This window comes from Pseudomonas caspiana (assembly GCF_002158995.1).
In the GTDB taxonomy this organism is placed as follows: domain Bacteria; phylum Pseudomonadota; class Gammaproteobacteria; order Pseudomonadales; family Pseudomonadaceae; genus Aquipseudomonas; species Aquipseudomonas caspiana.
On record NZ_LOHF01000001.1, the window covers coordinates 387,265 to 414,114 of the forward strand.

The 26,850-nt window shown below is 54.6% G+C and carries 19 protein-coding genes and 6 pseudogenes; 4 read left to right on the forward strand and 21 right to left on the reverse strand.

The window, feature by feature from the left end:
* Positions 1-163 precede the first annotated feature (163 nt).
* From AUC60_RS01725 to galB, 8 genes are all read right to left on the reverse strand, one after another.
* A complete protein-coding gene (locus AUC60_RS01725) occupies positions 164-1,390 on the reverse strand; it encodes an OprD family porin (RefSeq protein ID WP_087264353.1) in 1,227 nt (408 codons plus the stop codon).
* A gap of 81 nt (positions 1,391-1,471) precedes the next feature.
* Complete coding sequence (locus AUC60_RS01730; RefSeq protein ID WP_087264355.1) at positions 1,472-2,785, reverse strand: dicarboxylate/amino acid:cation symporter; 1,314 nt, start codon at positions 2,783-2,785, stop codon at positions 1,472-1,474.
* Positions 2,786-2,836: 51 nt separating this feature from the next.
* The gene (locus AUC60_RS01735; RefSeq protein WP_087264357.1) at positions 2,837-3,700 is read right to left on the reverse strand and encodes an amidohydrolase family protein; all 864 of its coding nucleotides are present in this window, start codon (positions 3,698-3,700) and stop codon (positions 2,837-2,839) included.
* A 115-nt stretch (positions 3,701-3,815) separates the two neighbouring features.
* Positions 3,816-4,700 carry a LysR family transcriptional regulator gene (locus AUC60_RS01740; RefSeq protein WP_087264358.1) on the reverse strand — a complete coding sequence of 295 codons (885 nt, stop codon included), beginning with the start codon at positions 4,698-4,700 and terminating at the stop codon, positions 3,816-3,818.
* A gap of 24 nt (positions 4,701-4,724) precedes the next feature.
* Positions 4,725-5,648: an NAD(P)-dependent oxidoreductase gene (locus AUC60_RS01745; RefSeq protein ID WP_087264359.1), complete on the reverse strand. Its 924-nt coding sequence runs from the start codon at positions 5,646-5,648 to the stop codon at positions 4,725-4,727.
* Entirely contained in the window at positions 5,645-6,733 is a 1,089-nt protein-coding gene (locus tag AUC60_RS01750) for a 4-oxalomesaconate tautomerase (RefSeq protein ID WP_087264360.1), read from the reverse strand. The genes AUC60_RS01745 and AUC60_RS01750 overlap by 4 nt, the downstream gene beginning before the upstream one ends.
* Positions 6,734-6,737: 4 nt before the next feature.
* Positions 6,738-7,454: a 4-carboxy-4-hydroxy-2-oxoadipate aldolase/oxaloacetate decarboxylase gene (locus tag AUC60_RS01755; RefSeq protein ID WP_087264362.1), complete on the reverse strand. Its 717-nt coding sequence runs from the start codon at positions 7,452-7,454 to the stop codon at positions 6,738-6,740.
* Positions 7,451-8,188, reverse strand: a complete 738-nt coding sequence (gene galB / locus AUC60_RS01760) for a 4-oxalmesaconate hydratase (protein ID WP_087264364.1) — start codon at positions 8,186-8,188, stop codon at positions 7,451-7,453. The genes AUC60_RS01755 and galB overlap by 4 nt, the downstream gene beginning before the upstream one ends.
* Before the next feature lie 183 nt (positions 8,189-8,371).
* Here galB and AUC60_RS28315 point away from each other — a divergent pair.
* Together AUC60_RS28315 and AUC60_RS01765 are read left to right on the forward strand one after the other, a co-directional pair.
* A pseudogene (locus AUC60_RS28315) lies at positions 8,372-8,533 on the forward strand (helix-turn-helix domain-containing protein); the annotation flags it as partial.
* A 111-nt stretch (positions 8,534-8,644) separates the two neighbouring features.
* On the forward strand, positions 8,645-9,553 hold the full coding sequence (locus tag AUC60_RS01765) for a LysR family transcriptional regulator (RefSeq protein ID WP_338014009.1): 909 nt from the start codon (positions 8,645-8,647) through the stop codon (positions 9,551-9,553).
* A gap of 20 nt (positions 9,554-9,573) precedes the next feature.
* On the opposite strand, the pseudogene AUC60_RS28380 reads toward AUC60_RS01765, so the two are convergent.
* The 9 genes and pseudogenes from AUC60_RS28380 to AUC60_RS01810 all read right to left on the reverse strand — a co-directional run.
* A pseudogene (locus AUC60_RS28380) lies at positions 9,574-9,828 on the reverse strand (OST-HTH/LOTUS domain-containing protein); the annotation flags it as partial.
* 181 nt (positions 9,829-10,009) lie between these two features.
* On the reverse strand, positions 10,010-10,648 hold the full coding sequence (locus tag AUC60_RS01775; protein ID WP_087264368.1) for a TetR/AcrR family transcriptional regulator: 639 nt from the start codon (positions 10,646-10,648) through the stop codon (positions 10,010-10,012).
* A gap of 16 nt (positions 10,649-10,664) precedes the next feature.
* Positions 10,665-12,190: pseudogene (locus tag AUC60_RS01780) on the reverse strand (FAD-dependent monooxygenase).
* Between the two features lie 502 nt (positions 12,191-12,692).
* Entirely contained in the window at positions 12,693-13,658 is a 966-nt protein-coding gene (locus AUC60_RS01785; protein WP_087264370.1) for an AEC family transporter, read from the reverse strand.
* Between the two features lie 23 nt (positions 13,659-13,681).
* Positions 13,682-14,614 carry an SMP-30/gluconolactonase/LRE family protein gene (locus AUC60_RS01790; RefSeq protein ID WP_087264371.1) on the reverse strand — a complete coding sequence of 311 codons (933 nt, stop codon included), beginning with the start codon at positions 14,612-14,614 and terminating at the stop codon, positions 13,682-13,684.
* The gene (locus tag AUC60_RS01795) at positions 14,583-15,881 is read right to left on the reverse strand and encodes an MFS transporter (protein ID WP_087264372.1); all 1,299 of its coding nucleotides are present in this window, start codon (positions 15,879-15,881) and stop codon (positions 14,583-14,585) included. Before AUC60_RS01795 ends, AUC60_RS01790 begins: the two co-directional genes overlap by 32 nt.
* A 142-nt stretch (positions 15,882-16,023) precedes the next feature.
* Positions 16,024-16,662: an RraA family protein gene (locus AUC60_RS01800; protein WP_087264373.1), complete on the reverse strand. Its 639-nt coding sequence runs from the start codon at positions 16,660-16,662 to the stop codon at positions 16,024-16,026.
* 31 nt (positions 16,663-16,693) lie between these two features.
* Positions 16,694-17,668 (reverse strand): hydroxyacid dehydrogenase, encoded by a 975-nt coding sequence (locus tag AUC60_RS01805; protein WP_087264374.1) that lies wholly within the window; start codon positions 17,666-17,668, stop codon positions 16,694-16,696.
* Positions 17,669-17,678: 10 nt separating this feature from the next.
* Positions 17,679-19,025, reverse strand: a complete 1,347-nt coding sequence (locus AUC60_RS01810) for an MFS transporter (protein WP_087264375.1) — start codon at positions 19,023-19,025, stop codon at positions 17,679-17,681.
* 169 nt (positions 19,026-19,194) lie between these two features.
* Here AUC60_RS01810 and AUC60_RS01815 point away from each other — a divergent pair, with 169 nt between their 5' ends.
* A complete protein-coding gene (locus AUC60_RS01815) occupies positions 19,195-20,739 on the forward strand; it encodes an IclR family transcriptional regulator domain-containing protein (protein WP_087264376.1) in 1,545 nt (514 codons plus the stop codon).
* Between the two features lie 431 nt (positions 20,740-21,170).
* Here AUC60_RS01815 and AUC60_RS01820 read toward each other — a convergent pair whose 3' ends face one another.
* Positions 21,171-22,325 (reverse strand): MFS transporter, encoded by a 1,155-nt coding sequence (locus AUC60_RS01820; RefSeq protein ID WP_158099090.1) that lies wholly within the window; start codon positions 22,323-22,325, stop codon positions 21,171-21,173.
* Between the two features lie 593 nt (positions 22,326-22,918).
* Here AUC60_RS01820 and AUC60_RS01825 point away from each other — a divergent pair.
* A pseudogene (locus AUC60_RS01825) lies at positions 22,919-24,333 on the forward strand (bifunctional aconitate hydratase 2/2-methylisocitrate dehydratase); the annotation flags it as partial.
* Between the two features lie 63 nt (positions 24,334-24,396).
* Here the strand turns inward: AUC60_RS01825 and AUC60_RS01830 are convergent.
* From AUC60_RS01830 to livM, 3 genes and pseudogenes are all read right to left on the reverse strand, one after another.
* A pseudogene (locus AUC60_RS01830) lies at positions 24,397-25,097 on the reverse strand (ABC transporter ATP-binding protein).
* A 2-nt stretch (positions 25,098-25,099) separates the two neighbouring features.
* Complete coding sequence (gene livG / locus AUC60_RS01835) at positions 25,100-25,867, reverse strand: high-affinity branched-chain amino acid ABC transporter ATP-binding protein LivG (RefSeq protein WP_087264378.1); 768 nt, start codon at positions 25,865-25,867, stop codon at positions 25,100-25,102.
* A pseudogene (livM, locus tag AUC60_RS01840) lies at positions 25,864-26,790 on the reverse strand (high-affinity branched-chain amino acid ABC transporter permease LivM); the annotation flags it as partial. The gene livG and the pseudogene livM, both read right to left, overlap by 4 nt.
* Between the last annotated feature and the right edge of the window lie 60 nt (positions 26,791-26,850).

The window sequence follows — 26,850 nt, forward strand, 5'->3', positions numbered from 1 at the left end:
CTTCACCCCGTGTTTGAGACTCCCGTGGCCTCCTGGTAGTAGATGATCATCCAATACCAGGGAGCCTATACCTAGCCCATCAGAGGTGACCATCGAGAATTCAAGTCACTACTGCACACATAGGCATCGATAATCTTATGGCGTGTCCTGGACAGGGTGGTTCTCAGAATGAGGTGAAAAGATAGCTCGCAATCAATCTCGTCTCGTCGATGTCGCGCAAGTCATCACTTCGGAAGGTCGCATTTCTGAGTCTGAGGGAGAGGCCTTTGAGCTTTCCTTGAAACGCATAACTCACGTCCACATCACGCTCCCACTCTCTGTCAGCGCCGGCTTTCTTCAATCCGTCTCCATGAATATAGGCGGTGAAGAAGCTGAGTCCGGGAACTCCTAGCGCAGCAAAATCATAGCCGTAACGAAGCTGCCAGCTACGCTCGCCTGCACTCCCGAAGTCGTGATACTGCACATAGTTGGGAAGGTAAGGGTTGTTGACGTAGGCAAAGCCGGTCGATCCCTGCATGACCTGGTACGTCGCCATCACGCTGTGGCCATTATTCATTGAGTAGTTGAACGAGGCCGCATAGGCTCGGTTATCGACATCACCAGCCTTGGCGGCTCCGATGTCGCTGCTGGCAAAGGCACGCAGATCGGTCGTGAGGTTGCCGTTCCCTAGCGGCATGCTGTGAACCAAGCCCACATACTGTTGACGATATACGTCATCCAGCTCGCCATAGAAATAACTGGCGCTCAACTTAGGGGTGATTCTATATGTGGCTCCCCCGAGTCGGTAAAAGTCACCGATCCCAGTCGCACGATAGCGGCCATCTTTCACAGCGATGGTGATGTCCTTCAAGTCCGTAGAATCGGGGGTAATGGTCTGGTCGAACTGCGCGAGGTTGATTGTCAATCGATCAATATCTGTCGAAGTGACTTGGAATCCCTGGAATGTCTGCGGCGTCAATCTACTATTGTTGTACTGGAGAACAGGGTATTTCGGTAGTGACATACCGTACCGAACAGTTGTATCGAATACCTTGGCTTTGACGCCGTACCCGGCCTTTGAATATTCATCTACTGCTTCGCCAGAAGCGCGTTTTGGAAGCAGTCCACTACCTGATCGATCTGGGCTAGAGTCCAGTTTGTACCCTGCAAAGATCAACGCGTCTGCCCCGAAGCCAACTGGGCCTGATGTGTAACCAGACTCATAATTGAGCAAAAGGCCTTGGGCCCACTCTTCTCGTTTAGATACGCCTGTGCCTTGGCGAAAGTCACCATTGTAATAAAAGTTTCGGGCTTCAAGGCGGATTTTACTGTCCTCTATAAAGCCTTCCGAGAACGCGCTGTTAGCGATGAGCGTAAGAGGGATGATGACATTTGAGAGGGAGCGATTCATTTTTATTATTTTCCTGACGCAGAGTGTCGCTGCTCGGCGCTAGGCCGAACAGGACATACTTTTATTATTGAGGTTGAAGCTTTAGTGTTTGACGCTGAGTTCTTTAGCGAGCTTGTCGCGATCCAGCTCTTTTTCCCAAGCTGAGACGACCAGGGCAGCTACACCATTACCAACAAGATTGGTCATTGCCAATCCAGTCCCCATGAAACGGTGAATGCCGAGGATTAGCACCATGCCTGCCACAGGAACAAGAGGCACAACCATCAGCGTACTGGTCAGCATCACAAAGGCGGCGCCGGAGATACCGCTGGCACCTTTGGATGTCAGCATTGCGACCACCACGAGCGTCAGCTGTTGGGTGAGTGACAGTTCGATGTTTAAAGCTTGCGCGATGAACAGAACGGCCATGGTCAGGTAGATATTGGTACCGTCCAGGTTGAACGAGTAACCGGTCGGAATCACCAAGCCTACTACCGGCTTCGAGCAACCCAATCGCTCCATCTTCTCCATGATTTGCGGAAGTACAACTTCAGACGAACTGGTACCCAGCACCACCAACAGTTCTTCTTTAATGTAAGCCACGAACCGGAGGATGTTGAAGCCGCAAAGCTTAGCCACAGCGCCAAGCACAACAATCACGAATAGCGCGCAGAGGATGTAGAAGCTGCCCACCAGTTTCATGAGTGGCAGCAGAGCTGCGACGCCATAGGTGCCTACCGTGAAGGCAATCGCACCAAACGCGCCGACTGCGGAGAGCTTGGCAATGATATGAACGATCCGGAAGAAAACCGCCGAGAGACCTTCAATCATGTCGTAGACCGGCTTGCCCTTGTCGCCCATTGACGAGAGTGCGCATCCGAAGAGGATGGAGACCAAGAGGATGCACAGCACATTGCCCTCGGCAAAAGCTTGGGCGAATGTTGAAGGGATGATTCCCATCAGAAACTCGACCATGTGCATGTGTTGGGCTTTTTCTGCAAAACCCGTGACCGCTGATGCATCCAGCGAATTCACATCCACATTGAATCCCCCTCCCGGATTGAAGAGATGGCCTCCAATCAGGCCGATGAGGAGAGAGACTGTAGAAATGACCTCGAAATAGAGAAGTGCTTTACCACCGACACGACCTACTTTCTTCAAATCGCGCATCCCTGCGATGCCGGTTACCACTGTGCAGAAAACAACTGGGCCAATGATCATTTTGATCAGCTTGATGAAGGCATCACCCAGCGGTTTGAGATCAGCGGCAAAGGTAGGCCAGAAGTGACCGACGACTACACCTACGATGATTCCCAGTAGCACCTGGAAGTACATTGCTTTGTAGAAGGGTGGCTTTGTCTTCACTACAGAGGGTGAAGTAGCTTCGGCCTGAGCAGACGCAGGGCTGGAGTTCATGGCTAGTCTCACTAAATCTTATTTTTGGAGGAATGGTCGAGCTTGTCTTGCTTAGCGTCCGTATAGCTTCAGAGGGTTCTCCACCAGAAGCTTCTGACGCTTCTCTGGATCTGCGCAGAATTGAAACATCAGATCCACCAGCCCTCCGTCGTTTGGCATGTCCTTAGAGATGTTTGGATGTGGCCAGTCGGTACCCCACAAAACTCTTTCCGGAGCGATCTCAATAAGTCGCTCTGCGAAAGGTATCGCATCCTCGAACGGTCGACGACCAGCGGAGACGCGTTCTGCACCGCAGACCTTCACCCAAGCCAATGGGTTTTCCATCAGTTGTTGCAGTGCGTGGAATGGTTTCTGGTCGATGCCATCCTGGGCTTTGACTCGGCCCATGTGGTCGATGATGAAAGGTACCGGGATCCGCGCAAGCCGATCTGCGTAGGTGAGGATGTCTTGGGCATCAAGGTGCAAAACCACGTGCCATCCCAAATCTGCAAGACGATCTACGGTGCTATCGAAAACATCAAGATCGGGGGCTCCGCCCAAGTGAGCAACGAAGTTGAAACGAACCCCACGAACACCGCCGGCATCAAGGGCTGCCAGCTGCTCATCAGATTCGGAGCCATCGACGATGGCTACACCCCGATAGCGCCCCTCGCTGCGAGCGATGGTGTCGAGCATGGCGCGATTGTCGGTACCGTGACAGCTGGCCTGGACTATTACGCCACGGCTGAAACCGAGGTGATCGTGCAAAGACCGCAGAGCTTCGAAAGGTGCATCTGGAGGCGTATAGCTGCGGTCTTCTGCGTAGGGAAAAACCGAGGCGGGCCCAAACACATGGCAATGTGCGTCCCACGCGCCTTCTGGCAGCTTTTGCAGAGGAATGGTGGGGTGTGGATCTGGAGCGAGGCAGGATTTCATCTCGTATCCTATTAGTCGTTGTTAGTGGAATCGATAGCCCGATGGTGGGCGTCTTCCGGCCTATCAACAACTCGACCCGAGTTCTAGCAGTTATGCTGTTTTTGCATGTGTCAGGCTAAGGTATGCAAATCTCACGCACGAGTGCCATCGTTTGTTCTGCGAGACGAGAGAGAGGCCTCTGCTCGAATGTGGCGACGAATATATGGGTCTGAATTGTGGGATCGACTATCTGCGCGGCTTTGAGACCTTCCAATTGGCCGTTGCTGTTGACCAGCGCGGAACGAAACAGCACTCCATAGCCCATGTCGAGATCAATCAGCTCCAGAAGGGACGGGATGCTGTCTACCTCCAGAGATATGTTGAGCTGAACCTCGTGGCGTGTTGCTTCAGTCTCGATCAAGCGCCGAATTGAATGAGGCTCACTCGGGGTGATGAGCGGAAAATTGCCCAAGTCCTTCATCTGGACAGTGGCTGGGAGCTCGGAATGCTGGCTCCCGATGAGCATCAATGGCTCAGAATGTAGGTGCTCGTATTGGAGCTGCGCATTTTGACCAGGATTGAAAAGCAGCGCGAAATCAAGTCGGCCCAAGAGCAACCACTCGCGCACCGAGTGAGTAAGGCCTTCTTTGATGCCTAAGATGCAATTCGGGAAGCGCTTGCGAAATGCCGTTACCAACGCCACGGTATGGCGCCGGGAAATGCTGGGAGGAAGGCCGATGACGACTTTGCCGGACAGGGTATCGCGTTGTTCCCGTAGGTCTTCCCGCGCTACCTGAACCTGTCTGAGAATGCCCTTACCGTGTTCAAAGAGTCGCTGCCCAGAACCGGTTAGTAATACCCCACGTCCATTGCGCATCAGTAGATGCTCCTGGAGTTCAACCTCAAGCTGGCGAACCTGCCGACTGACGACAGACTGCGAGATGTTCAGGACAGCTGCGGCTTTGGTGAAACTGCCAAATTCCGCCACCCGTACAAAGCATTCCAGTTGCTTGAGATCCATGGGGCTCGACTCAAAGACCTTATCTTACCCTTTTTCTAGGGCTTCACTTTGCTTGGCGGCTGAGCTGCCATAGAGGGTGTCGACCAATACACTCCAACTGAAGGGTTCCAGCGTCGAATATTCGATGTCCGCTTCAGCCATTGAGTCTATAAGCCCTCGTTGTGAGCTCACTATCGCCCGACTCATGTAAGCGGCAACACCGACATCGCTAACTGTCTTCGCTACCTCTTTCATCTCCTCTGATCGGCGTAGCCCGTGCTCTGCCACGCGACTGATCAGATAGTGCGGGAGATCACTGTTCCATCCCATACTTGGAAAGCTTTTGTGCAGCGACGTGAGAACTTCATCCTCCGCATCGTACTGGCGAGCAGCGCTCAAACACTCCGTCGTGAGGGCCTCTAAGCCTTTGATCATGATGCTTCGACACATCTTGATCGCTGAGGCCACGCCAATGGTGTTGGCGACCACGCGGGTGTTCATGCCAAGAGCGTTGAGTTGAGAGCAGACCTCATCAGAACGAGTGCCGCCGAGCAGTATGGGCGTGAGCAGTCGCTGCGGAGGAACGGGCGCCATGACAGCGGCGTCAATGTAATCAATTCCGTACTGGGCCATCACGGCTTCTACCACCCGCTTGGTTGCAGGTGCAACGGAGTTGATATCTATGAACAACTGCCCCTTCAGCATCAGTGGAGCCGCATCCTGTGCGACCCTCAGGGCACTGTCGGCGGTCACGGCAGAAATCACCCACTCGCCGCGCGATAGGGCAAGGGCAGCGCTATCGCAGACGGTCACGCCGCAACGTCGCCCTTTTTCGAGCAGGGCTGGTCGTTTTTTCGGGTCGTCGTGCAATCGATCATAGGTGAAAACTTCTACGCCAGCGGCAGCAAGGTCTTGCCCTAGGATGCCACCAGCTTCACCGAAGCCGATCAAGGTAAGGGTTTTGATCATTTTGTAGTTACCGATGGCCAGATTGAGGCAGGGATTAGCACATGTCCGTCAAAGAGCAATCGAGCCGTACGCACCAGGCCACAGCCTGCGATCTTGTCTTCTCGCATGCGAAGCTCAACGGAGAATTCTCCAGTTGGATGTTCCACGGATATTCGTAAGTGATCACCGGGCTCGACTCGAGCGACACCTGAAGCAACCGTGCCCTCAAGGCGACAGGCTGTCGCGACACTGACCGCGCCGAATACACCGATGGATGTGTGGCAGCGGTGGGGAATGAATGTGCGGCTGCTGATCGCGCCGCCATCACGCGCAGCCGCGACCAAAGACATCTTGGGTACGGTTCGGCTGCTAACGTCACCCAGATTCATCAGCTTCCCGGCTTGTAGTCTGATGGCCTCAAGCTTCGATTTAAGCTGGGTATCGGCATCGAGCTCCTCAGGGCTTTCGTATCCTGTGCGGCCCAGATCGGCTGCTCTTATCAGGACTACGGGCATACCGTTATCAATGCATGTCACCTCAACACCATCGACTTGGTCGACTGCGTTGCCTGTGGGAAGTAGAGCCCCACAGCTGGAGCCAGCGATGTCCTGGAATTCGACAATCAAAGGAGCACTGGTACCCGGAACACCATCGATTCTGGCCTCTCCGTCATACTCAACTCGACCGTCAACCGTCTGGACATGAGCGATTGCGGTCTGGCCCGTATTGGCCATGAAGATGCGTACGGGTGTGATCGAATCATGTGCTTTTATTAAGCCCCGCTCGATGGCGAACGGGCCTACACCTGCCAGGATATTTCCGCAGTTTTGGCCGTAATCTACCTTGGCTTCCTCAACTGAAACCTGGGCGAACAAGTAGTCCACATCAGCGTCGGGACGATTTGAAGGGCTGATGATCGCAACCTTGCTAGTGAGCGAGTTAGCGCCACCAATGCCATCAATCTGGCGTGGATCGGGGGAGCCCATGGCAGCAAGTAATACCTGGTCTCGCGCCTCGCCTTCAGGAGGCAGCTCACTCGCCAAGAAGAATGCGCCTTTAGAGGTGCCGCCGCGAATCAACAGACAAGGAATTCGAGTCTGGCTCATGGCGTCATCCATCCAGATCGCTGAGAGTGTTGTAGTAGACCAAGCCGCGATCAGCGAGCTTCTGGCGCATGGTGTAAATATCGAGGCCTAATTCACCTGCGGCGAGACGCAGTCGCTTTTGTTCCTCTAGGTCAGCACGTTTGCGACTGCTATCGACCACTGCCCGAACCTCCTGCCGTCTGACGATCACAACGCCGTCATCATCTGCAACCACCACGTCTCCAGGTTCAACCAACTGGCCGGCGCAGACTACCGGAGTGTTCACCGAGCCAATCGTCTCTTTCACTGTGCCTTGGGCATGCACGGCTCGTGACCAGACCTTGAAACCCATTTCCCTGAGCGTTCGTGTGTCCCTTACGCCTGCATCGATGATCAGTCCTCTTACTCCCCGAGCTTGTAGGGAAGTTGCGAGTAGGTCACCGAAGTAGCCGTCAGTGCATGGGGAGGAAGTCGCCACGACCAAGACATCTCCTGGCCGACACTGTTCTACCGCGACGTGAAACATCCAGTTGTCGCCGGGGGCAACCAGTGCCGTCACGGCGGAACCACTAATGCCATGATCTTGCTGGATGGGACGGATCGCGTTATCGAGCAGCCCTTTGCGGCCTTGGGCCTCGTGCACCGTTGCGACGCCGAACTCGTTCAGCGCGTCTATCAGGTTGCCGTCAGCTCGGGGAATATTGCGAATCACAATGCCTGTCTTTCCAATGAGGCTGCTCATCCCAGGTTCTCCGTAACGCGAGGGAAGAGGCTTTCATAGCCTTCTGCGTAGACAATGTTTCGCGAAGAGGCGATGCCGACGTTGCGCTTGGCTTGCACGCCGCGTTGAAGGGCTACGCGGGTGTAGTACTCCCAGAGGTGCTCCTGACCTGCCATGCATTGAATCGCCGCGTACTTTTTGTCCCACACCTCAGTGATGTCCAGCAGCACATCAGGTTTCCACTCACACTGCTCAGGCTGGTGTGGCTCAAAGCTATAGACAGGGGGAGCGCCGACGATCTTTTCGCCAGGCTTGTAGCCTTCAGCCTGAGCAATGATGCGGGCTTCCTGAGTGAGGTTCATCGCCAGTGGGTGGTCGTAGTTGTACGGATCCTTAATTGAATGGCTCAGTACAAACTCCGGCTGAACTCGTCGAAAGACGTCGGCCAGGCGAAACAAGGTTTCCTTGTCTGCGCGCATCGGATAGTCACCAATATCAAAAAACTCGACGCTGGCGCCCAGGATGTCAGCGGCAGCTTGAGCTTCCTCACGACGAGCCGCTTTCACCTTCTCTTCGGTCATCTCACCCTTGCGCCACAATTTGGCAGACTCACCGCGTTCCCCGTAGGACAGGCAAACGATGTGTACGGCATATCCCTGCTGGGCATGTAGAGCGATGGCGCCACCCGCGCGCCAAACAAAATCGGCGGAATGTGCACTGACGATCAAGGCTGTTTTTTGTTGTGAGGTGTTCATTTGAGGCTCATCTCATCGTGGGGATCAATGGGACATACCGTCGCATACGTGTACCTTAAGCAGATAATGCCTTCCTCCTCTCAAGGTATGCATTTTACTTATTGGGATGGCCACGCCATCCTGCGATATACCGACGAGCGCTGAGAGGGCGAACTCATGACACCCCCTTTTTCTCCTAGCCTGATGCAGATCCGAGCATTCTTGTACGTGGTTGAGACCGGGAGCATCTCTAAAGCAGCTGCCGCCTTGTTACGCGCTCAATCAGCCGTTACTCGATCAATCATTTCACTCGAGTCGTCTTTGGGGGTGTCCGTATTTGAGCGCAATGCGAGCGGTATGCGACTGACCCGGCAAGGCGCGTCAATTCTCCCACGGGCCAAGCGCGCGGTGGCTGAACTCCTATGTATCCCGCAGGTTCTCGGTAGAGGGAAGGAACGGGCGGGGGAGCCGCTTTATTTGTTCCAGAATCGACGTCTGGAGATATTTGCTCGGCTTTGCGAAACCCAAAATATGCAAACCGCAGCCATGGTGCTGGGCGTATCTCAGCCCGCAATAAGCGCGGCGATAAAGATTCTAGAACAAGGCTGTGGCGTCAGTCTTTTCGAGCGCACACCTCAAGGCTTGTTGCCAACCAGGCCGGCGTCTACGGTTCTGCTCCACACTCGGCGTGCGTTGAATGAGCTCCGCCATTTGGAAGCAGACATCACATTTTTGGATGGCGTTGTTAAAGGCACCGTACATGTTGGAGCGCTGCCGTTGGGGCGGACTCATATTCTTCCGCAAGCAATAGTGCGCCTCACCGGTCGCCATCCCGGCGTTTCAATCGTCACGAACGAGAGCCCGTTTGACCTCTTGGCTAGCGAGTTACGGTCAGGCGATGTGGATTTAGTCTTTGGTGCCTTGCGTTCATCTTCCTATGGCTCAGACCTGCAAGGCGAAGAGCTGATGCGGGAAAATCTAGTGATCTTGATGCGTCGTGGGCACCCGTGGGCAGGCCGGAGAGTTACACCGGCAATGCTCGCTTCTGCAAAATGGGTGCTGCCAAGATCTGGCTCGCCGGCACGTGAACTGCTTTCAACGTTTTTTGCACACATAGGTATCAGCTCGCCGCCACCGGGGGTGGAAACCGGAGACCTTGCGATACTTCGAGGAGTGCTTTTGAACTCTGACATGCTCGCCGCCGTTTCGGCGCATCAACTTCAGTATGAGATCGATAGTAAAGACCTGATCCCGGTGCCACTGGTGCTAAGTCACACCACCCGACCAATAGGGCTCACTTATAGAGCCGCCGCACTTCAGTCTCCAGCAGCCCGTGCATTCATGAGTATGATTCGAGAGGTTGTGGCGGAAGTGGATATTGAGTAACGGAATCCTCAATAGGGCCATCACTTCCCTGGTTGCTTGTGCCTTGCGTACATCACCGATGTCCCGCCTGAGGCACCTCTCGCCTGTAGCTCAAACGCCTGAGGATTGCCCCTGATGAGATCGCTCAGCTTTTTGTAGCCATGAGTACGGGGGGCAAACGCAGGCCGCAGCTTCGTGATGTTGGTGCCCAGCGCGCCTAGATGCGCTCATCCATCTTCGTCCGCAATGTCGTCCAGGATCTTCGCGATAAATCCCACTGGAGCCTTTGGCTTTTTCGGCCCGTCTGAGGCAGTCTTTATGGCATCGGTGCTCGTGTATGCATCCGACCCAAGCTCTTCGCTCGCCGGCGTCACCGCATCGTCACGGAGCAGTTCGATGTAGACGAACTTGTCGCACGCGGACACGAAGGGCAGTGGAGCCCGTTGAATACACATTGCGTATCAGCAACTATTGGCTTCAGTCCACTGATACCAGCATTCCCCTGACAACTGTATCCCCATGCTGCTTGGCAAGCGCCTGGAGGTCGGGGGCATAAGGACTGGATAGACCGAACATCTCTTGAAATAGCGCGCCGGCAACCATTGGGCCCAACACTGAAAAAGCGTACAGGGCCGGGTCGCCAGGCCGAACCTCACCGCGCTGCTGCGCTTCGGCAATGATTCCGGTCATCAACCGCAGCATCTGTGCAACAACGTTGTCGTGCCAAATCGTCGCCAGATCAGGAAAGGTTCGACTTTCGCCGATGACGAGTCGGGCCAGGGCTGGAACTCGACTATCCCCCATCCGACCGGCTGCGCCGTTGAGGATCAAAGGTACCAGTTCACGAAGCGTCCCCCGAAACCCGGTAGAAATCAGTTCGATATTTTTCAGGTTGATTGAAACGGCGTGCTGGACGACTGCGCGGAACAGGTCTTCTTTCGTGTCAAAATAGCGGTACAGCGTACCTTTGACCACGCCCGCTCTCGTTGCCACATCGCCCAGCCTGGCAGCAGCAAAACCACTTTCCGCAAATATATCCAAAGCCGCCTCGATTATCTCAGCGGGCCGCGCGTCCTTGCGTCGGTTCCATTTGGGTTTGGTATCCGTAGAGTCCATCGCCTAGCCTGACTGCTCAAACCGGCAGTATAAAGCCTTGTTCACTGAAGTAGAGGCCCAAGGTAGCTGATTGTCCCTTGGGATCAGCCAGTGCCACGTAGGTATCGGGGCGAAGCAGGTAGGCGGCGTCCTTAACGAGTCCTGCTTCCTGATGCTCATGCTGCCAAGCGAAAGCATGAAGCGGCGTGTCGTACTTTTTGCACCAGTCCATGAGGTCTGCCTTAGGCTCACCGTAGACGTGAACCTGCCAATGGATTGCACGGAGAGGCTCGTAGTTATCTGCGCCGGGCACAGGTACCCATGGCAAACGATCTCCGCCCTGAACCTCACCTGCCTTGCCTTGGCTCAAATGGCTCTCGTGGTAGTTCAGAGTCGTCTGAGAAACCATTCGGAACATGTATTCGCGCACGTTTTCGCTTTTGTACGCGACACTCGCGAAGATAGGAGCGATGCGTGTTCGTACAAAGTCCGCAAAGCCGCCTTGTGCGGTCGCAAATGTGAACAGTTTGTCAGTAGTCTCCACTAGCTTGCGGGCGAAGGCTTGGCGCTCGACTTGATAGCTATCAAGCAAGGAATCGGAAGCCATCCCTTTCAGCACCGCTGCTAATTTCCACGCCAAGTTGATGGCGTCCAGGATGCCTGTATTCATACCTTGGCCTCCTGCCGGGCTATGGACATGGGCAGCATCTCCAAGCAGAAACGCTCGACCACGTCTGAATTGATCCGTGACCCGGTGGTGAACCCGATAAGTGGAGAACCAATTCACGTTGGTGATTTTGATACCTAGACCATTGATTGCCTCATGGCCGACATCCGCAAAAGTGAGTGTTTCTGGATGCTCGGCACGCTTGTCTTGGACGATGCCAATAAGGCGATATTGGTTAGCTTCACCGTATGACATGACCATCACAAACTCGGACTTATGAAAAGCGATGTGCGCTTCACCAGCAGGTTCTACGCCCGATGCGCTGACATCAGCCACATAGAAAAGCTGCTTGTAAGTTCCGCCCTCGAAGCCGCTGCCGATCTCATGACGAACGAGAGAACGAGCACCGTCACACCCTGCAAGATAGGCCGATGTGAAGGCTTCCTCCTGCCCGTCAGCCTGTTTCAAAATGGTAGTAACCTCGCTCCCATCATCTTTGAAAGACAACAGTTCGGTCTGGCGTTCGACCTCGACGCCGAGCACCTTGAGCTGCTCCACTAGCAAGCGTTCGTGGCGATCTTGGGGATACACCAAAACGAATGGATAGGGAGAGATTTCTCCGCCTGCATCGATCAAGGGGATGCGGGCCTTTCGGCTACCTCTTGCCCACATATTCATGGCGGGAGTTTTATAGCCGGCCTCTACGACCGCATCGGCCATGCCGAGTTGGCGATAGAACTCCAGTGTTCGCGCCTGAAGAGCCATTGCGCGAGAAGTTTCACCCGGGCCGCTGCTCTTATCCACGATCCTTACGGCAACCCCCTGCTTAGTGAGCCACAGAGCTAGAGCGAGCCCAGTAGGCCGGCTCCGACTATGAGAACGTCGGTTTGCGCCATGATCCAACCTCACAAATATTAATGACCTTAAAGTCATTAATATTGTTTGGTCTCTCGAAAGTCAAGGACTCATCATTATTGTGGACAGTCGGCTTGTTGAAATTTGAACTTCGGCGTTATTGAGCATGTGTCGGCAATCCTTGCTTTTGCGCGCGTTGTGGAGGACTGCAGCGTTAGCCGCGCCCTGCGTTACCGGATATGCCCAACGCTAGGCTTAGGCTTAGGCTTAGGCTTAGGCTTAGGCTTAGTGAGCAGGTGCAGGTGCAGGAGCTAACGGCTGATCGGGATGCGCTTGGTGCAACGTACTGCCAGTGGCGTCACGGTCACCTCTCAAGGGCAGGAATAGCAGGCCAAGGCGATGGGGTCATGAGGGATCTAGAAGATATTGATTCGTCACTCAATAGTTTTCGCGGGCCCTCGGACATCAGCCTTGATCTGAGGTGTGAGATCAGTCGGTGGAGCTCACTGGCAACAACGTAGGCCGACGGGCTTGCTTTGATCCTCAGCGCACATGTGTGATAGCCAGCATTACAGCCGTGAGTGTTACAAGGGCGAGTACCGTTGAGGCCGCAATACTGGCAGTGACCTCCTGTTCTGCGACTTTGTAGCGGGTGGCGTAGAGATAGACATTGGCGCCAATGGGTAATGCGGCGGAAAGAATCATTACCTTGAACCCAACGCCTTTCAAACCCACCAGGATTCCAAGTGTGAACATCACCAGAGGATGAATGCAGTTCTTGGTCAGCGCGAGTAGAAGGCCTGTTTTGATATGTCCGAGGTCTTTGTTGATTGCAAGCGTCGCCCCCACGAGCATCAGCGCGATGGGTGAGAACGCGCTGCCAATTAACTGGAGCGTTTGATCAAGTGGTAAGGGGATAGTCAGTCCGGTGGTCGAGTAGAGCAATCCAATCAATATCGGTAGCGGAACGGGGTGAAGCAACGTTGCTTTGGTAGCCCTCATCAGCGTTAGGCCGAGGCTGATGAGTCGAGAGCTCCACCCTGCAGTGCCCGCGCTGGAGTTGGCTTCACGCGCGTCCGCGAATTCGACGATGCTGGTAACCATGGTCAGCATGATTAGGGAATGCACCGACATCAATGCAAAAAGGGTGACGAGGCCTTCCTGGCCGTACGCCAGGCTCACCAGAGGCACACCTATCATCAGGGTGTTTGAGAATGTGGTAGACAACGCAAGGACGGCTGCCCGCTTATTCAACCCATGCTTGGCCATGATGATGGCGAAGGCGATCCATATTGCACAGAAGTAGATAGCGACAGGTGTGAAGTCAATTTCAGCGAGATGCACTGTCGCCATGCTACGAAAAAGCAACGCCGGGGCCAGCACCAGAAATGCGACGTTCGAAATGTCCCTCATCCCTTCGGCCCGTAGCCATCCGACACGGACAATCAGAAACCCTAAAACGATTAGAGCGACCACGGGGATCAGTGCCTGGAAAACCGGCCCCATCATTATCATCACCTCGGATTGTGGGCTTATCTCGGTGGGACAGGGGACTCGACGTGTGACGCCATCGCTTTCCCTGGCACAGCACTATCCACTCGCTGTATGGTCGCAGAGGCGGATTCAATGAAGTAGAGGTCATTGCTCGTGTGGCAGGCGAAAGCAAGGTTGGTAGTCAGCAATCCGCTCTGGGCTTTGATCCGCGTCTGTGGCTCACCAATGGCGTTGAACCCCCAGACCGACCCCATGCCTGCATGAGCAATCCAAAGCCCGCCCTGAGCATCCAGTGCCAGACCATCTGGGCCGATACCACCGGATAGCTGGATAAACGTTCCCACCTTGGCTGCTCCATGGTCTGTTAGTGGCACCCGCCAGATAGCGTTCGCGCGTGTGACTGCCAACAGCAAAGCGTCCTCGTCCAGGTTCATGACGAGCCCATTAGGGCTCGGTACTGAATCAAGAATGCAATCGATCCGACCGTCGGGCCTCAGACGAAATACTCGCCCAGACGGATCGTGTAAGCCGGTGAGTCCTTGATCGGTGAAATAGAGATCACCATTGCGCGCAAAGAACAGGTCGTTAACTCCCTTGAAGCGTTCGACACCTGCGCGCTCCAGCAGCGGGATCACTTTCCCGGATCCAGGCTCATGGATCATGATTCCGTGCTTGTAATCCGCGACGAAAACGAGGCCGTCCTCTCTGATTTTTAGCCCGTTTGGCCAGCCATCGTACTCAGCGGCTACTGAGAAAGTGCCGGCACGGTCGACATTGAGTAAGCGCCCGTTGACGATGTCCACGCACCACAGCATTCCTGATTTATCGAACGATGGGCCCTCCAGAAAGCTTTTGTGAACATGCTTGCCCGGCTGTGCCTTGCTCCAGCTGGAATGCTCGTTTCCAGTCTGTAGTGAGAGGGGGTAGCTCGCGAAGATTTCACTGTGGAGAACTTTGGGCGATTCGAACATCGTGAACCTCCTGACGTTGGCCAATCGGATTGCGGGTAAGAAACATCGACACCAAGGAGCCTACTGCGAGCAATATCCCCGCGATGACGAATCCGTACTGATATTGGTTGGTGATCGAGATCACATAGCCGGTGACAATAGGCGCGCAGATTCCGAAAAAGTTGCCTCCAGTGCTGATCACCGCGATGGCTGTTCCCGAGTCCTCTTTGGAAGGGATCAGGTCGTTGATGAGCGAAAGGTTGGCCGCAACGGCAGCTGTGCAACCGGTGAGGGAAAGGGTGAAGACTGCGAGGATCAGACGAATATCGTCGAGGAAAGGAACGAAAAAAATAAGCGTAGACATCAGAAGGCAGGCAGCAACGACGACTCGGCGCTGGCCGTCTCCTAACGATTTGCTGGCCATGATGCGGTCGCCGAGTGTACCGATTACAATCCCCAGCACTGCGGCGCCCAAATAAGGGATCGCGGTGTACAGGCCACTCTTCAATAGCGTCAGCCCTTTTTCTGCCTGAAGGTAACTCGGGAGCCAGGTGAGAAAGAGGTAAGTGGTGTACACGGCACAGCCGTGGGTGAATGTTATCGCCCATAACGTTTTGGAGCGAAGAAGTGTTTTCAGTCCCAGTCGCGGCAAATCCGGACTATGCGCGATGGTCGCGGTATCCCGAGTGCTGAGGATCAGTGCTCGCTCTTCGTCTGACAGCCATGAGGCCTTCTCAGGTTGTCTGAACCAGATGAGCCATGCGGCGAGCCATACGAAGCCTATGACTGCTGCCAGCACGAACGCAGACCGCCATCCGTAGCTGTTAACGATAATACTCAAGCCAAGTGCCGCTATCGCGGGGCCAATCAAGCTCCCCGCGTGGAACAGAGACGTCGCCATTCCCCGCTCACGTGCTGGCACCCATTCTCTAAGGACTCTTCCGCCCGCAGGGTAGGAGGTCGACTCACCGACACCCATCATCAATCGGGTGATCAACATTGATAAGAAACCACCCGAGGCTGCGGAAAGTAGAGTAGCGAACGACCACACACCAATCCCCCAAGCGTTGACCAGACGGGTTCCATAGCGGTCGACCAGCATACCCATCGGGATGAGGGCAAAGAGGTAAAGCCACAGAAACGATGAGAGCAGCAAGCCCAGCATGAAGGGGCTGATGTTGAATTCTGTGGTGATTTGATGAGACGCGATGGCGAGCGCCATACGGTCGATATAGTTGATAGCGGTCAGCGAGAACAGTAGGCCATAAACTACGTAGCGTTTACGCATGGTCAAACTCCCATATTTTTGTGTTCTTTGGGCGGTTTGCGGAGAGGTATGTGGAGCTGGCCCTTATGAATTCGAGGGGGCGCTGCTCGGACGTCTTCCACAAGCGAAACCCCAGTGGGCCTCGCTTGCTTCGGTACTGGCGTTAGCGAATGGTTGCCCTCACTCGCTCGCGGAACGAGTTCTCGATTCCGTCCTGGACTTTCAGCTTATCCGCCAGGGCTGGCAGGATCTGTCGACTGATCACGATAATGCCGTCGCGATCACCCAAGATAGCGTCACCGGCATTGCACACGACGTTGCCGCACGCCACTGGAGATCCAACATGACCTGGCCCGTATTTGGATGGGCCGGCTGGATTCACTGCTCGTGCGTAGACTGGCAGCCCCATGATGTCGAGCTCTTCAATGTCACGTACTGCGCCGTCGATGACGACGGCTGCCACTTTGCGTGCAAGGCAGACTTCACCGAGCAAGTCGCCAAAAACGGCCCGGTTGGTTTCGCCGTTGCCATTAATGACCAAAACATCTCCTGGCTGAGCGTCATCCAAGGCTCGATGGATCGCGAGGTTGTCTCCCTCCCAGGTCAGGATCGGCAAAACCGTCCCAAAAAAAGATGGCTTACCGGCGACGTGGTGGATGGCCGAAGCCATCATGCCCAAGCGTTGAAGCACATCGCCGATCAGTGCAACAGGGTAATGGGAAATGTCTTCAATCAGATTGAGGGGCGCACGCTCCCAGTTATCGCTCACTGCGATGTTTTCATCTGATGCATTGATAAACATGGTGACCTCTTACAGTTGGTGAGCGGTGTATTCAGTCGAATGATTTTGCGACTGGCTTATTTACTGGATGCTGAGGGGCTTCCCCTCGGAGTACCGCTGCGATGGCATCGACAGCGCTCATCCCTACCCGAAGAAGAGATTCATTGGTCTGTCCGGCTACATGCGGGGTAACGATCAGGTTTGGCAGATCGGAGATGGGGAATTCGTTGTGCTTGAACGGGTGAATCATGTCCACGTTCTCAGCGTCCAGAACATCCACTCCGGCGCCACCCAATTTCCCTGATTTGAGCGCTGCGGCTACGGCAGCTTCATCCATCACACCGCCACGGCTGGTGTTGATTAAAATGGCACCGGTCTTCATCTTCTCCAGCTCCGGACTGCCGATCAGCTTGCGTGTTCCGGGCAAAAGTGGAACGTGAAGGCTGACGACATCGGAGTTCGCCAGAAGGGTTTCTAGGCTAACCAGGCGTTTGTCGAAGCTCGCGTCGTAGGCTGGATCAGTGGCCAGTACTTTCATGCCGAACGCTTCTGCTACCGGAGCCACGTGCTGACCGATGTCACCGAAACCGATCAGCCCAAGCGTGCGTCCTTCTAGCTCTATGCCGGTCAGCGATAGGCGATCCTCGGCCCAAATGTTGTTGCGAGTCTGCTCCGATGCCATCTGCAGTTTGCGACCCAAGCTCAGCAGCAGAGCAAACACGTGCTCGACGACGCTTCTGCGATTGGAGCCAGGAGTGTTCGTTACCCAGACGCCGTAATCGGCAGCGGCCTTGAAGTCGACGTTGTCATAACCGGCGCCGTGGCGAGCCACAATTCGCAGCTTTGGCGAGGCGGCAATCATCTCGGCAGAGATATGTCCCCCACGAAGAAATACGGCATCCACCTGTTTTTGAATTTCTTCGTAAGACACAGCGTTTGGGCCATAACCAAGACGCACTTCTCCAACGGTTGCGAGCTGAGTCAACACGTCCTTATGGACGGGGCTAGTGACATAAATCAAAGGCATGATCGGCACCTTAGGAATATTGATGTGAAGTGGTGTCTTGGTCGGTTGACACGTTCTTGCGAACGGTCGAGATGACGATCAGCCCTATGAGGCCGGCAACACACAAGATGTAAGCGGGGGTGTACTGATTGCCCGTGGCACCGATGAGCCAGGTAGCGAAGTAAGGGCCGGCGCCACCACCGATAACTGCTCCTACGCTGTGGCCGAAAGCAACGCCGGTGTGGCGGATGTGCATCGGGAAAAACTCGGGCATTACCGAATAGGTACCCGCTTGGCACAGGGCGTACGGGATCATTCCCAGTGCCAGACCCGCGATTGCGAGGTTGACCGAGCCCTGCTGCATCAAGATGAACGATGGGATCGAAAGCAAGGCGTAGGCGAGGTACGAGAGGCGCAGGATCGATTTGCCGCCGCGATAGGAGCCAAGCTGGCCAGCCAGAGGGATCAGGAAGGCTGCAAGGATTACGGCGATCAGAACAATGGTCGAGGCCTGCCCCTTGGTGTAACCCAGGATAGAGCTGAAGTACGCGGCGATGAACACGGTACCGATGTAGGTGCCGATGTTTTGCACGAGGGCAATCAGGATGACCTTGAACAGCGCCCGAGGGTAGCTGCTAATCAGCTCGGCAAAGGGTTGGCTCTTCTTGACCGTCGTCTCGTCTTTTTTCGATTCGAACTCCGGGCTGTCCTCGATGCTCAGGCGCATCCACAGACCAATGATGCCCAAGGGTAGAGCAAGGAGGAATGGCACGCGCCAGCCCCATTCGAGCATCTGCGGATCGGTCAGCGTGGCCGCAGCGAGGCCTGCGATGGCAGCGGCCAGGCCTTTGCCGAGCTGGGCGATGGAGGGCAGGAAAGAGATGTACAGCGACCGGCGATTGGCAGGCGCCCATTCACGGATGTAGCTGGCTGCACCGCCGATTTCGCCGCCGGCTGAGAAGCCTTGAAGCATCCGCAGCGCGACCAGCAGAATCGGCGCCCAAACTCCGATGACTGCATAACCTGGTAGCAGGCCGATCAGAGTCGCTGCCGCACCCATCAAGGTGATACTGGCAATCAGACTGGTGCGGCGACCCACTTTGTCGCCTAGCCAACCGAAGCCGATGGCTCCCAGAGGTCGAACGAGAAAGGCTGAGCCAAACACCAGAAAAGTGTTGAGCAACCCAATCGTGGGATCGTCAGATGGGAAGAAGACCATGGCGAGCGTGGCGGCAACGTAGCCATACACGCTGAAGTCGTAGTACTCGACGAAGGTTCCAAACACGGCTGCACGGGTGGCCTTCTTGGCCTTCGTCACCTGCTCCTTGGTTTTGGTCGGCAGCACGACGGGCTCCGCCATAACGTTGTTGTTATTCATGGCCACTCCAGGTTGTTGGACTCTGCCATTTCAAAAAATGGGACAGTGTCCTGCTTTTGTTTTTTCTAGAATCTAGAAGGCTGAGAGGGTTGTCAACTGCCAAGTATCATTGCGGTAGGAGTTGGTTCGCCCGCAGAATGGAGCCCCTAGACAATAACTCGATCTCCCAATGGCTCAAGAAATCCCCGTAAGTCGTGGCCTCCAGACCAGTTCACCTGCATCCAGCCACACAAGACTGATTGAGGTGATCGATGCGCTCGTCTTCCGGGTCGGTGCCGAGCCATGGGGCGTCCGAGAGCTGGCGGCTGAGCTGGATGAGAGCCGAAGCACCGTTAATCGGATTTTGCATTCCTTGGTAGAGCAAGGCTTCGCCCTCGAAGCGGGGGCAGGTAAGTACACGATTGGGCCCAGGCTGAGTGTGCTTACGAACGCGTTGTCATCTGGAAGCGTTTTGCTACAACTTGGTAAGGACGGACTTGCGGAATTGGCCAACGCAACACGTGCAACTGCGCTGATTTCGATCTGCAACCCCGTTGATGGGAGGTATTTCGTTGCGGCTTGCAGCGAGCCCCAAACCTCGCTGACGTTTAGGCCCGAGCTAGGTGTCATGCATCCGCAGTCGTTCGGAGGGATTGGTAAGCAATTGGCTGCTTTCTTGGATGCCGGTGAACTCGTTCAGTCGATTCCGTCGGCAGACTCCAGTCACGTTCATGATGACCTACCGCTCAGGGGGCTGCCGGGAACACTGTCGGAGTCAGAGTTCCCGGAGCCATTGTCGGTGGCAGTTCAAAAGCTGCATAACGGGATGATCGTCGCCGTCTCCATTCACTCCGCAGATGGCGAACATGTCCAAGCCACAGAACAAGCTGAACATCTCGTTGTGAGTTTTGCGGACAAGCTCGGTGCGGCAGTTAACGGGGCTTCAAATCAGCGTAATAGCTCTGATCCAGTGGTTACGCTGGAGGATACCAAGTCGACGGTATCGCGGTTGGAGCGACTTCTGCTTATCGCATGTGCTTTCCCTCAAGGGGTTAAAAACACGGTCGGGCTTCAGGATCAGTTGCTGTGTAATGCCGCCACTGCCAAGCGTTTGGTGCATTCCGGTGAACAGGCAGGGATTGTCGTTTCAGTAGGCTCAACTTTGTACCCCGGCCCCAAACTCTATCAATGGGCATCCAGGCTGGGCTACAGGGACAATATCGCTGATCTGACTCGCTCAACCGTTCACAAGTTGGTACAGGAAACTGGCGAAACCATTGCCATCTTGTCGTTCGATGAAGTACTTAAACGAGCCATGTTTCTCGACGTAATTCAGGGCTGGAGGCCGATCCAGTATCAGCTTTCGGTGAATACCGATGTTCCCCTTTATGCTGGTGCAGCGGGGAAGGCTGTGCTTGCGTATTGCGACCAGCAAACCATTGATTCAATTGAACTAATCAGACTTACTGAAGCCACGATAATTGACCGTGCTAAGTTGAATTCTGATCTGGAGTTGATCGCTCAACGAGGCTGGGCTACGGGGACAGGCGAGCGAGTATTGGGCGCTTTTGGTTTGGCCGTTCCGTTCTTTGTAGATGGTAGAGTCCGGGGTTCGATCTCCGCTACCATCCCTCAATATCGTAAAGACGAACGTGACCTTCCAACGCTTACCCAGTTGATGCAGGAGGCGACCCGCAAAATTGGAAGGCTTCTTTCCCTCGGTGTTTCTTTGTAGTCCGAGCGCATTAGCTGCTTTGCTGCTTCTGTCTAGCGTACCAAACCTTTTCCCAGTCGATCACCTTAGGCAGCGGCTCAAACGCCTAAGGGGCACCTATTGAGTCCGTGATTTCGTCAAGGATCTTCGTGTTAGATCTCACTGTGGCTCTGGCTTTTCGGCGCGTCTGCGGCTGGAGGCTTGGCGAAGGCCGCATTTGTGGCTGGGCTGATCCCAATTCATCCTTTCGCTGCATCGAGGCATCGTCACCTATTAATTTGATTCGTACGAACTTGCCAAAGGGGACTACGAACGGCATTGGCGGTTAAAACCGGAGCCGGTCAGACAAATGTAGTTTTACCGCAATCGCGTAAGACCATCAACTCGGTGTCGAGAAAAATTGCAACGCGGGGTAACACCGAAAGAGGAATTGTCCCCGCAATAAATCACCGCTATTCATAAGCATGCGCCAGTCGGGGTGCTTTTTTGGCAACAAGTACCAGTGCGCAAATCATCCCTACAGTGATGCCGATGACGGTTTGGTGCAGTCCAATCGCATTTCCTGCAATACCTATAGCCAAGACACCAACCGCTGCAGCTGCGTAGGTGAAAGCGGCATATAAAGAGGATAGCGTGCCTTGTTGGGCGGGTAATGCTCCCCGCGTTACAACGACGAGACTCAGCCGATACGAAACTCCGATGCCTACTCCAGCCGCAATGAAGCCGAAAAAAGCTACTGCGGAACTCAGTAGGGCGCCACCGGCGATAATCAATGCTGATCCGATGATCATACCGAAGATTCCTGACATCCAGGGTGCGACCCTCGTTAGCCAAGGGCTGCCTAATTGGCCCGCTGCACATGCTGTAAGAAGCACAATCACCCCGTACGAGCTGATCCACTGCATTCCCAACGCACCGAAGAAAACCGGAAGTGTCACAATCGCGGCGCTAATCAGCATCCAACCCAAGGAGCCTACCAACATTGGGATCCGGTTATGTTTAAGGACGTGCCATGACGCAGTTTCGGTGCTGAGTTTATTTCGAAGCTGAATACGGTTTGTCTTTGCGCGAAACGCTGGAACCGTCACCAGGCAACCGGCCAAAATCAGGCATGCCCCGCCATGAATGATGAAAGTCCAGTGAATCGCTGCATCCCCTAAGCGTATAACGCAGTACTGAGCGAGCGCCGTCCCTCCAACGGCGCCAATCAGATTGCCGGTGGCGGAAACTGAGCGACCCTTGGCACCCAGTGCTGCGACGACAAGCGCCGCTGCGGATCCCGTTCCAATCCCTCCTGCGATGCCGGCGATCGCTCGCCCCATCAGAATCCAAGACTCTGACGCTGTGGATAAGAGGTAATCAGAAATCGCAGATATCAACAGCGCGCTCACCAGAAGAGGTGGTGACCATCTGGCCACGCCTTGTCGAGAGCAAAACAGTAGTGTGGAAATCAGGATGGCCACATAAGCCACGAATGTCATCGACATCATGAGAGGTGAGAAATGCAGAACCCGGTGATATATCGGCAACATCGGGGTTGTTGCATTTGTGCCGGCGAGCAGGATGCTGAAAGACATGGCTGCAATCACGCCTTGGGCAATGTTCACTGCCGAGGTTCCACTTCTAGGTGTTGAGAAGCTATCTGTAGCTGAATCCGAGGTCATTGGTTCACTTGATGGGTGGCTGTACGGAGATAGTTTGAAGACGCGTGCTAGAGCGATCGCCGCATGATTAAAGCGCTACCAGTTGCACGAGTCAGATGACGGGTCTGATGGTACCAGTACGAAGCGTCGCCAATCAGATAGCTGTTATTCGTGCTGGTCATTTTTGTCACGATACGGACGTAGTTATCTGTTTTTCCCATCGGTTTAGACGAGCCAATACCTTCCCTTATGGAAGTCTAAGCCTGCCAGCAAGCTCTCACTTGGTGTCCAGGCGTGGAATCAGAGTTTCGGTTGTCACGGGAACATGGCCGGTTGTCGACAATTATGACGCTTTGAGAAAAGTAGACTGAATCTTGGAGATAGGTTTTGGCTTTCAGATGATCGGATTATTTTATTTAATTATATGAATAATATAGATATTTATATTGGTTGAAAGATCCTGACTGCTTTTTGTCAGGCGGCGCCTATTCTAAAAATGTCGACAATCCATTAGATTGTCTGGGGCTGCAATGCGGCCTGGGCGTACATTAGGCGTTGCAGGCGTTCGCCCTGGAACCTATTGCGAGCCAAAGATGACCACTGTTGGATCTCAGGACACAACAGGCCCGATGACCCGCGACGAGCTGAAAGACCTTGCTTGCCTGGGCTTCTCTGCTGATCTGGTGATGCAGTCGTTCTGCCACACAGCCGCATACCCTAAGCCTGTCGATGTGATGACCCATCACCTGCTTCCGGACTTCATGCGCAACCGAGGCGGTATTTCTTTGCGTGCGGGCGACGGGATCATCCACAGCTGGCTTAACCGGAGGCTGTTGCCAGATACCGTCGGTACGGGGGGGATTCTCATACTCGCTTCCCACTGGGAATCTCATTTCCTGCAGGCTCTGGCCTGATCGCATTTGCTGCCGCAACCGGTGTGATGCCTTTAGACATGCCTGAATCTGTTTTGGTCAGATTCAAGGGGCAAATGCGGCCCGGTATAACACTTCGAGACCTGGTACATGCGATCCCTTACTACGCGATCGAGCAAGGGCATTTGACTGTCGATAAGAAGGGTAAGAAGAACATTTTCTCGGGTCGAATCCTCGAAATCGAGGGGCTGGATCATCTGACCGTTGAGCAAGCGTTTGAGCTTTCAGACGCCTCCGCTGAGCGTTCCGCAGCCGGTTGTACGATCAAGCTGCCTGATTCGGCCATTTCCAGTTACCTCCGCTCGAACATTGTACTTCTACGCTGGATGGTCTCGGAAGGTTATGGCGATGCGCGGTCGCTGGAACGGCGCGCCAGGGCAATGGAGGAGTGGCTTAAATCTCCAGAGCTTCTGTCTGCAGATGATGATGCTGAGTACGCCGCTGTTATCGAAATTGATCTCCACGACATCGCCGAGCCTATTCTGTGCGCTCCGAATGATCCGGACGATGCTCGCAAACTTTCTGAGGTCGAAGGGGCTCCGATCAACGAGGTGTTTATCGGATCTTGCATGACCAACATCGGTCACTTCAGGGCTGCCGGGAAGCTATTGGAGCGTGTGGAGGGGGCCATCCCTACCAGACTGTGGGTATCACCTCCGACCAAGATGGATCAGCATCAGCTAACCAAGGAAGGCTTCTACGGGGTGTATAAGCGCGTTGGTGCCAGAACCGAGATTCCAGGTTGCTCTCTCTGTATGGGCAACCAGGCTCGTGTTGAGGCCAACTCCACGGTCGTGTCGACGTCGACCCGTAACTTCCCCAACCGACTGGGTGACGGTGCAAACGTGTACTTGGCTTCTGCTGAGCTCGCGGCGGTGGCTGCGATCACTGGCCGCCTGCCTACAGTGGCTGAGTACATGGAGTATGCAGGGGTGATCGAGGAGATGTCTTCGGACATCTACAAATATCTGAGCTTCGATCAGATTGCGAGCTTCAGGGTTTCTGCAGAGGTTGCACGCATCGCCGCTGTTGCTGTGTAACGAGCGGGTAAAAAAAGGGCTAACATACGTTAGCCCTTTTTTCACACCACGAAGATTGACCTTTCAACCGCCCAGATACGCATCACGAACACGAGGGTTGGCCATCAAGTCCTCACCGCTGCCTTGCAGCACAATTCGTCCATTCTCCAGCACGTAGCCCCGATCGGCTAAGCGGAGTGCTTGATTGGCATTCTGCTCCACCAAGAACACCGTCACCCCATCCTCACGTAGCTGCTCTACGATCTTGAAGATCTGCTGGATGATGATCGGAGCAAGACCCAAGGACGGCTCATCTAACAGCAGCAGTTTCGGCTTGCTCATAAGCGCGCGACCAATGGCTAACATCTGTTGCTCACCGCCAGACATCGTTCCTGCGCGCTGGTTGTAGCGCTCGCTGAGGCGAGGAAAGAGGTCGAGCACCTTTGTCAGCTGGGCTTGGAAGTCGGCTTTATCGGTGAAGAACCCGCCCATGGCCAGGTTCTCTCAACGGTCAGGCGCGAAAATACTCTCCGGCCTTCGGGAACCACCGCAATACTCTTGCGCATGATTTCATTCGATTGCCGGGTCGTAAGCTCTTCCCCTTCGTATCGAATGCTCCCTTTTGTTGCGCGTGGTGACCCACAGAGAGTCATCAGAAGGGTCGATTTCCCGGCCCCGTTAGCTCCGATAAGAGTGACGATCTCACCCCGGTTTACCTCAATACTGACATCGTACAGCGCTTGAATCTTGCCGTAGTGAGTGGAAACATTCTCAAAGTGCAGCATATTCAAGCCTCCCCCAAATAGGCCTTGATGACATCTGGATTGGCCTTGATTTCTTCAGCAGTTCCGTTCGCCAAGGGGGTACCCTGGTTCACGACGTAGATGTGGTCAGAGATGCTCATGACCAAGTGCATGTCGTGTTCGATCAGCATGACTGTCACCCCATCCTCAGTGCGCAGGACACCGATCATTGACTTAAGGTCTTCAGTTTCTTTTGGGTTCAGCCCTGCAGCAGGCTCATCCAGCATCAGAAGCCGAGGTCTGGTCATCATGCATCGCGCAATTTCGAGCCGTCGCTGTTGGCCATAAGCGAGCGTACCTGCAGGCCGGTTGGCGACGTCCAGGAGGTCTGTGCGTTTCAGCCAGTGAGCCGCGTAGTCCATTGCCTCAGCCTCTTTCTTCCTAAAGTCCGGCGTTTTGAACAAGCCTGAGAGGAAGTTCGTATTCAGATGGCGGTGTTGTGCGATAAGCAGATTTTCAATCGCCGTCATTTCCTTGAAAAGTCGAACGTTTTGGAACGTCCGCACAATTCCTTTTGACGCGATGGTATGGCCTGGCAATCCCTGAATCGGCTCACCGTTCAGCGCGACTGTTCCTGACGTTGGTTTGTAGAAGCCCGTAAGGCAGTTGAAAACCGTTGTCTTTCCCGCGCCGTTGGGCCCGATTAGCGATACCACTTTTTTTTCTGGTACGGACAAAGAGACGTTATTGACTGCCAGGAGCCCGCCGAAGCGCATCGAAAGACCGCTGACTTCCAAGATCGGTTGGTTCATCGCGCTTCTCCACGATTGCTCGACTGTATGAATGTGGACTGTGTTTCAGTCGGTGGGGAGGCCTCAACGGTGCGCGAGCCTAGGGTCATTTGAGGGCGCTGCATTGGGAGCAAGCCCTGGGGGCGCCAGATCATCATCAACACCATAAGGGCGCCAAACATCAGCATGCGATAGTCACTGAAGTCACGCATGAGTTCGGGTACGAGGATCATCACTACTGCCGCGAGAATGACGCCGAGTTGCGATCCCATGCCCCCAAGGACGACGATGGCGAGGATGATGGCCGACTCGATGAATGTGAATGACTCGGGCGTAACCAAGCCTTGGCGCGCGGCAAAAAAACTGCCGGCAAACCCGGCAAAGCACGCACCTAACGTGAAGGCTGACAGCTTTATCACCGTAGGGTTGAGGCCTAGTGCTCGACACGCAATTTCATCCTCCCGCAAGGCCTCCCAAGCGCGCCCGATTGGCATTCTCAGCAGCCGATTGATGACAAACAAGGCGAACAAAACCAGCAGTAGGGCTACTAGGTACAGGAAAACCACTTTGGTGACTGAGTTGTATGGCAAGCCAAAGAACTCGTGAAATGTCTGCATGCCGTCCGAGGCCCGACGTTCAAAGGTCAAGCCGAAGAATGTTGGTTTTTCCAGATTGCTGATGCCGTTCGGGCCGCCTGTGATGTCCGTCAAGTTGCGCAAAAAGATTCGGATGATTTCGCCGAAGCCGAGCGTGACGATTGCCAAGTAATCGCCCCTGAGCCGAAGGACAGGGAACCCCAACAGAAAACCAAAGGTGGCAGCCATAAGGCCCGCTATCGGTAAGCAGACCCAGAAGCTCAGCCCGTAATAGTGGGAGAGTAATGCGTAGCTGTAAGCACCGACGGCATAGAACCCTACGTATCCGAGGTCAAGCAGACCAGCCAAGCGCCGCCCATAGCACAAGAACGATTAGCGTGAGAACGGACACAAAACGCCGCGCGGCGT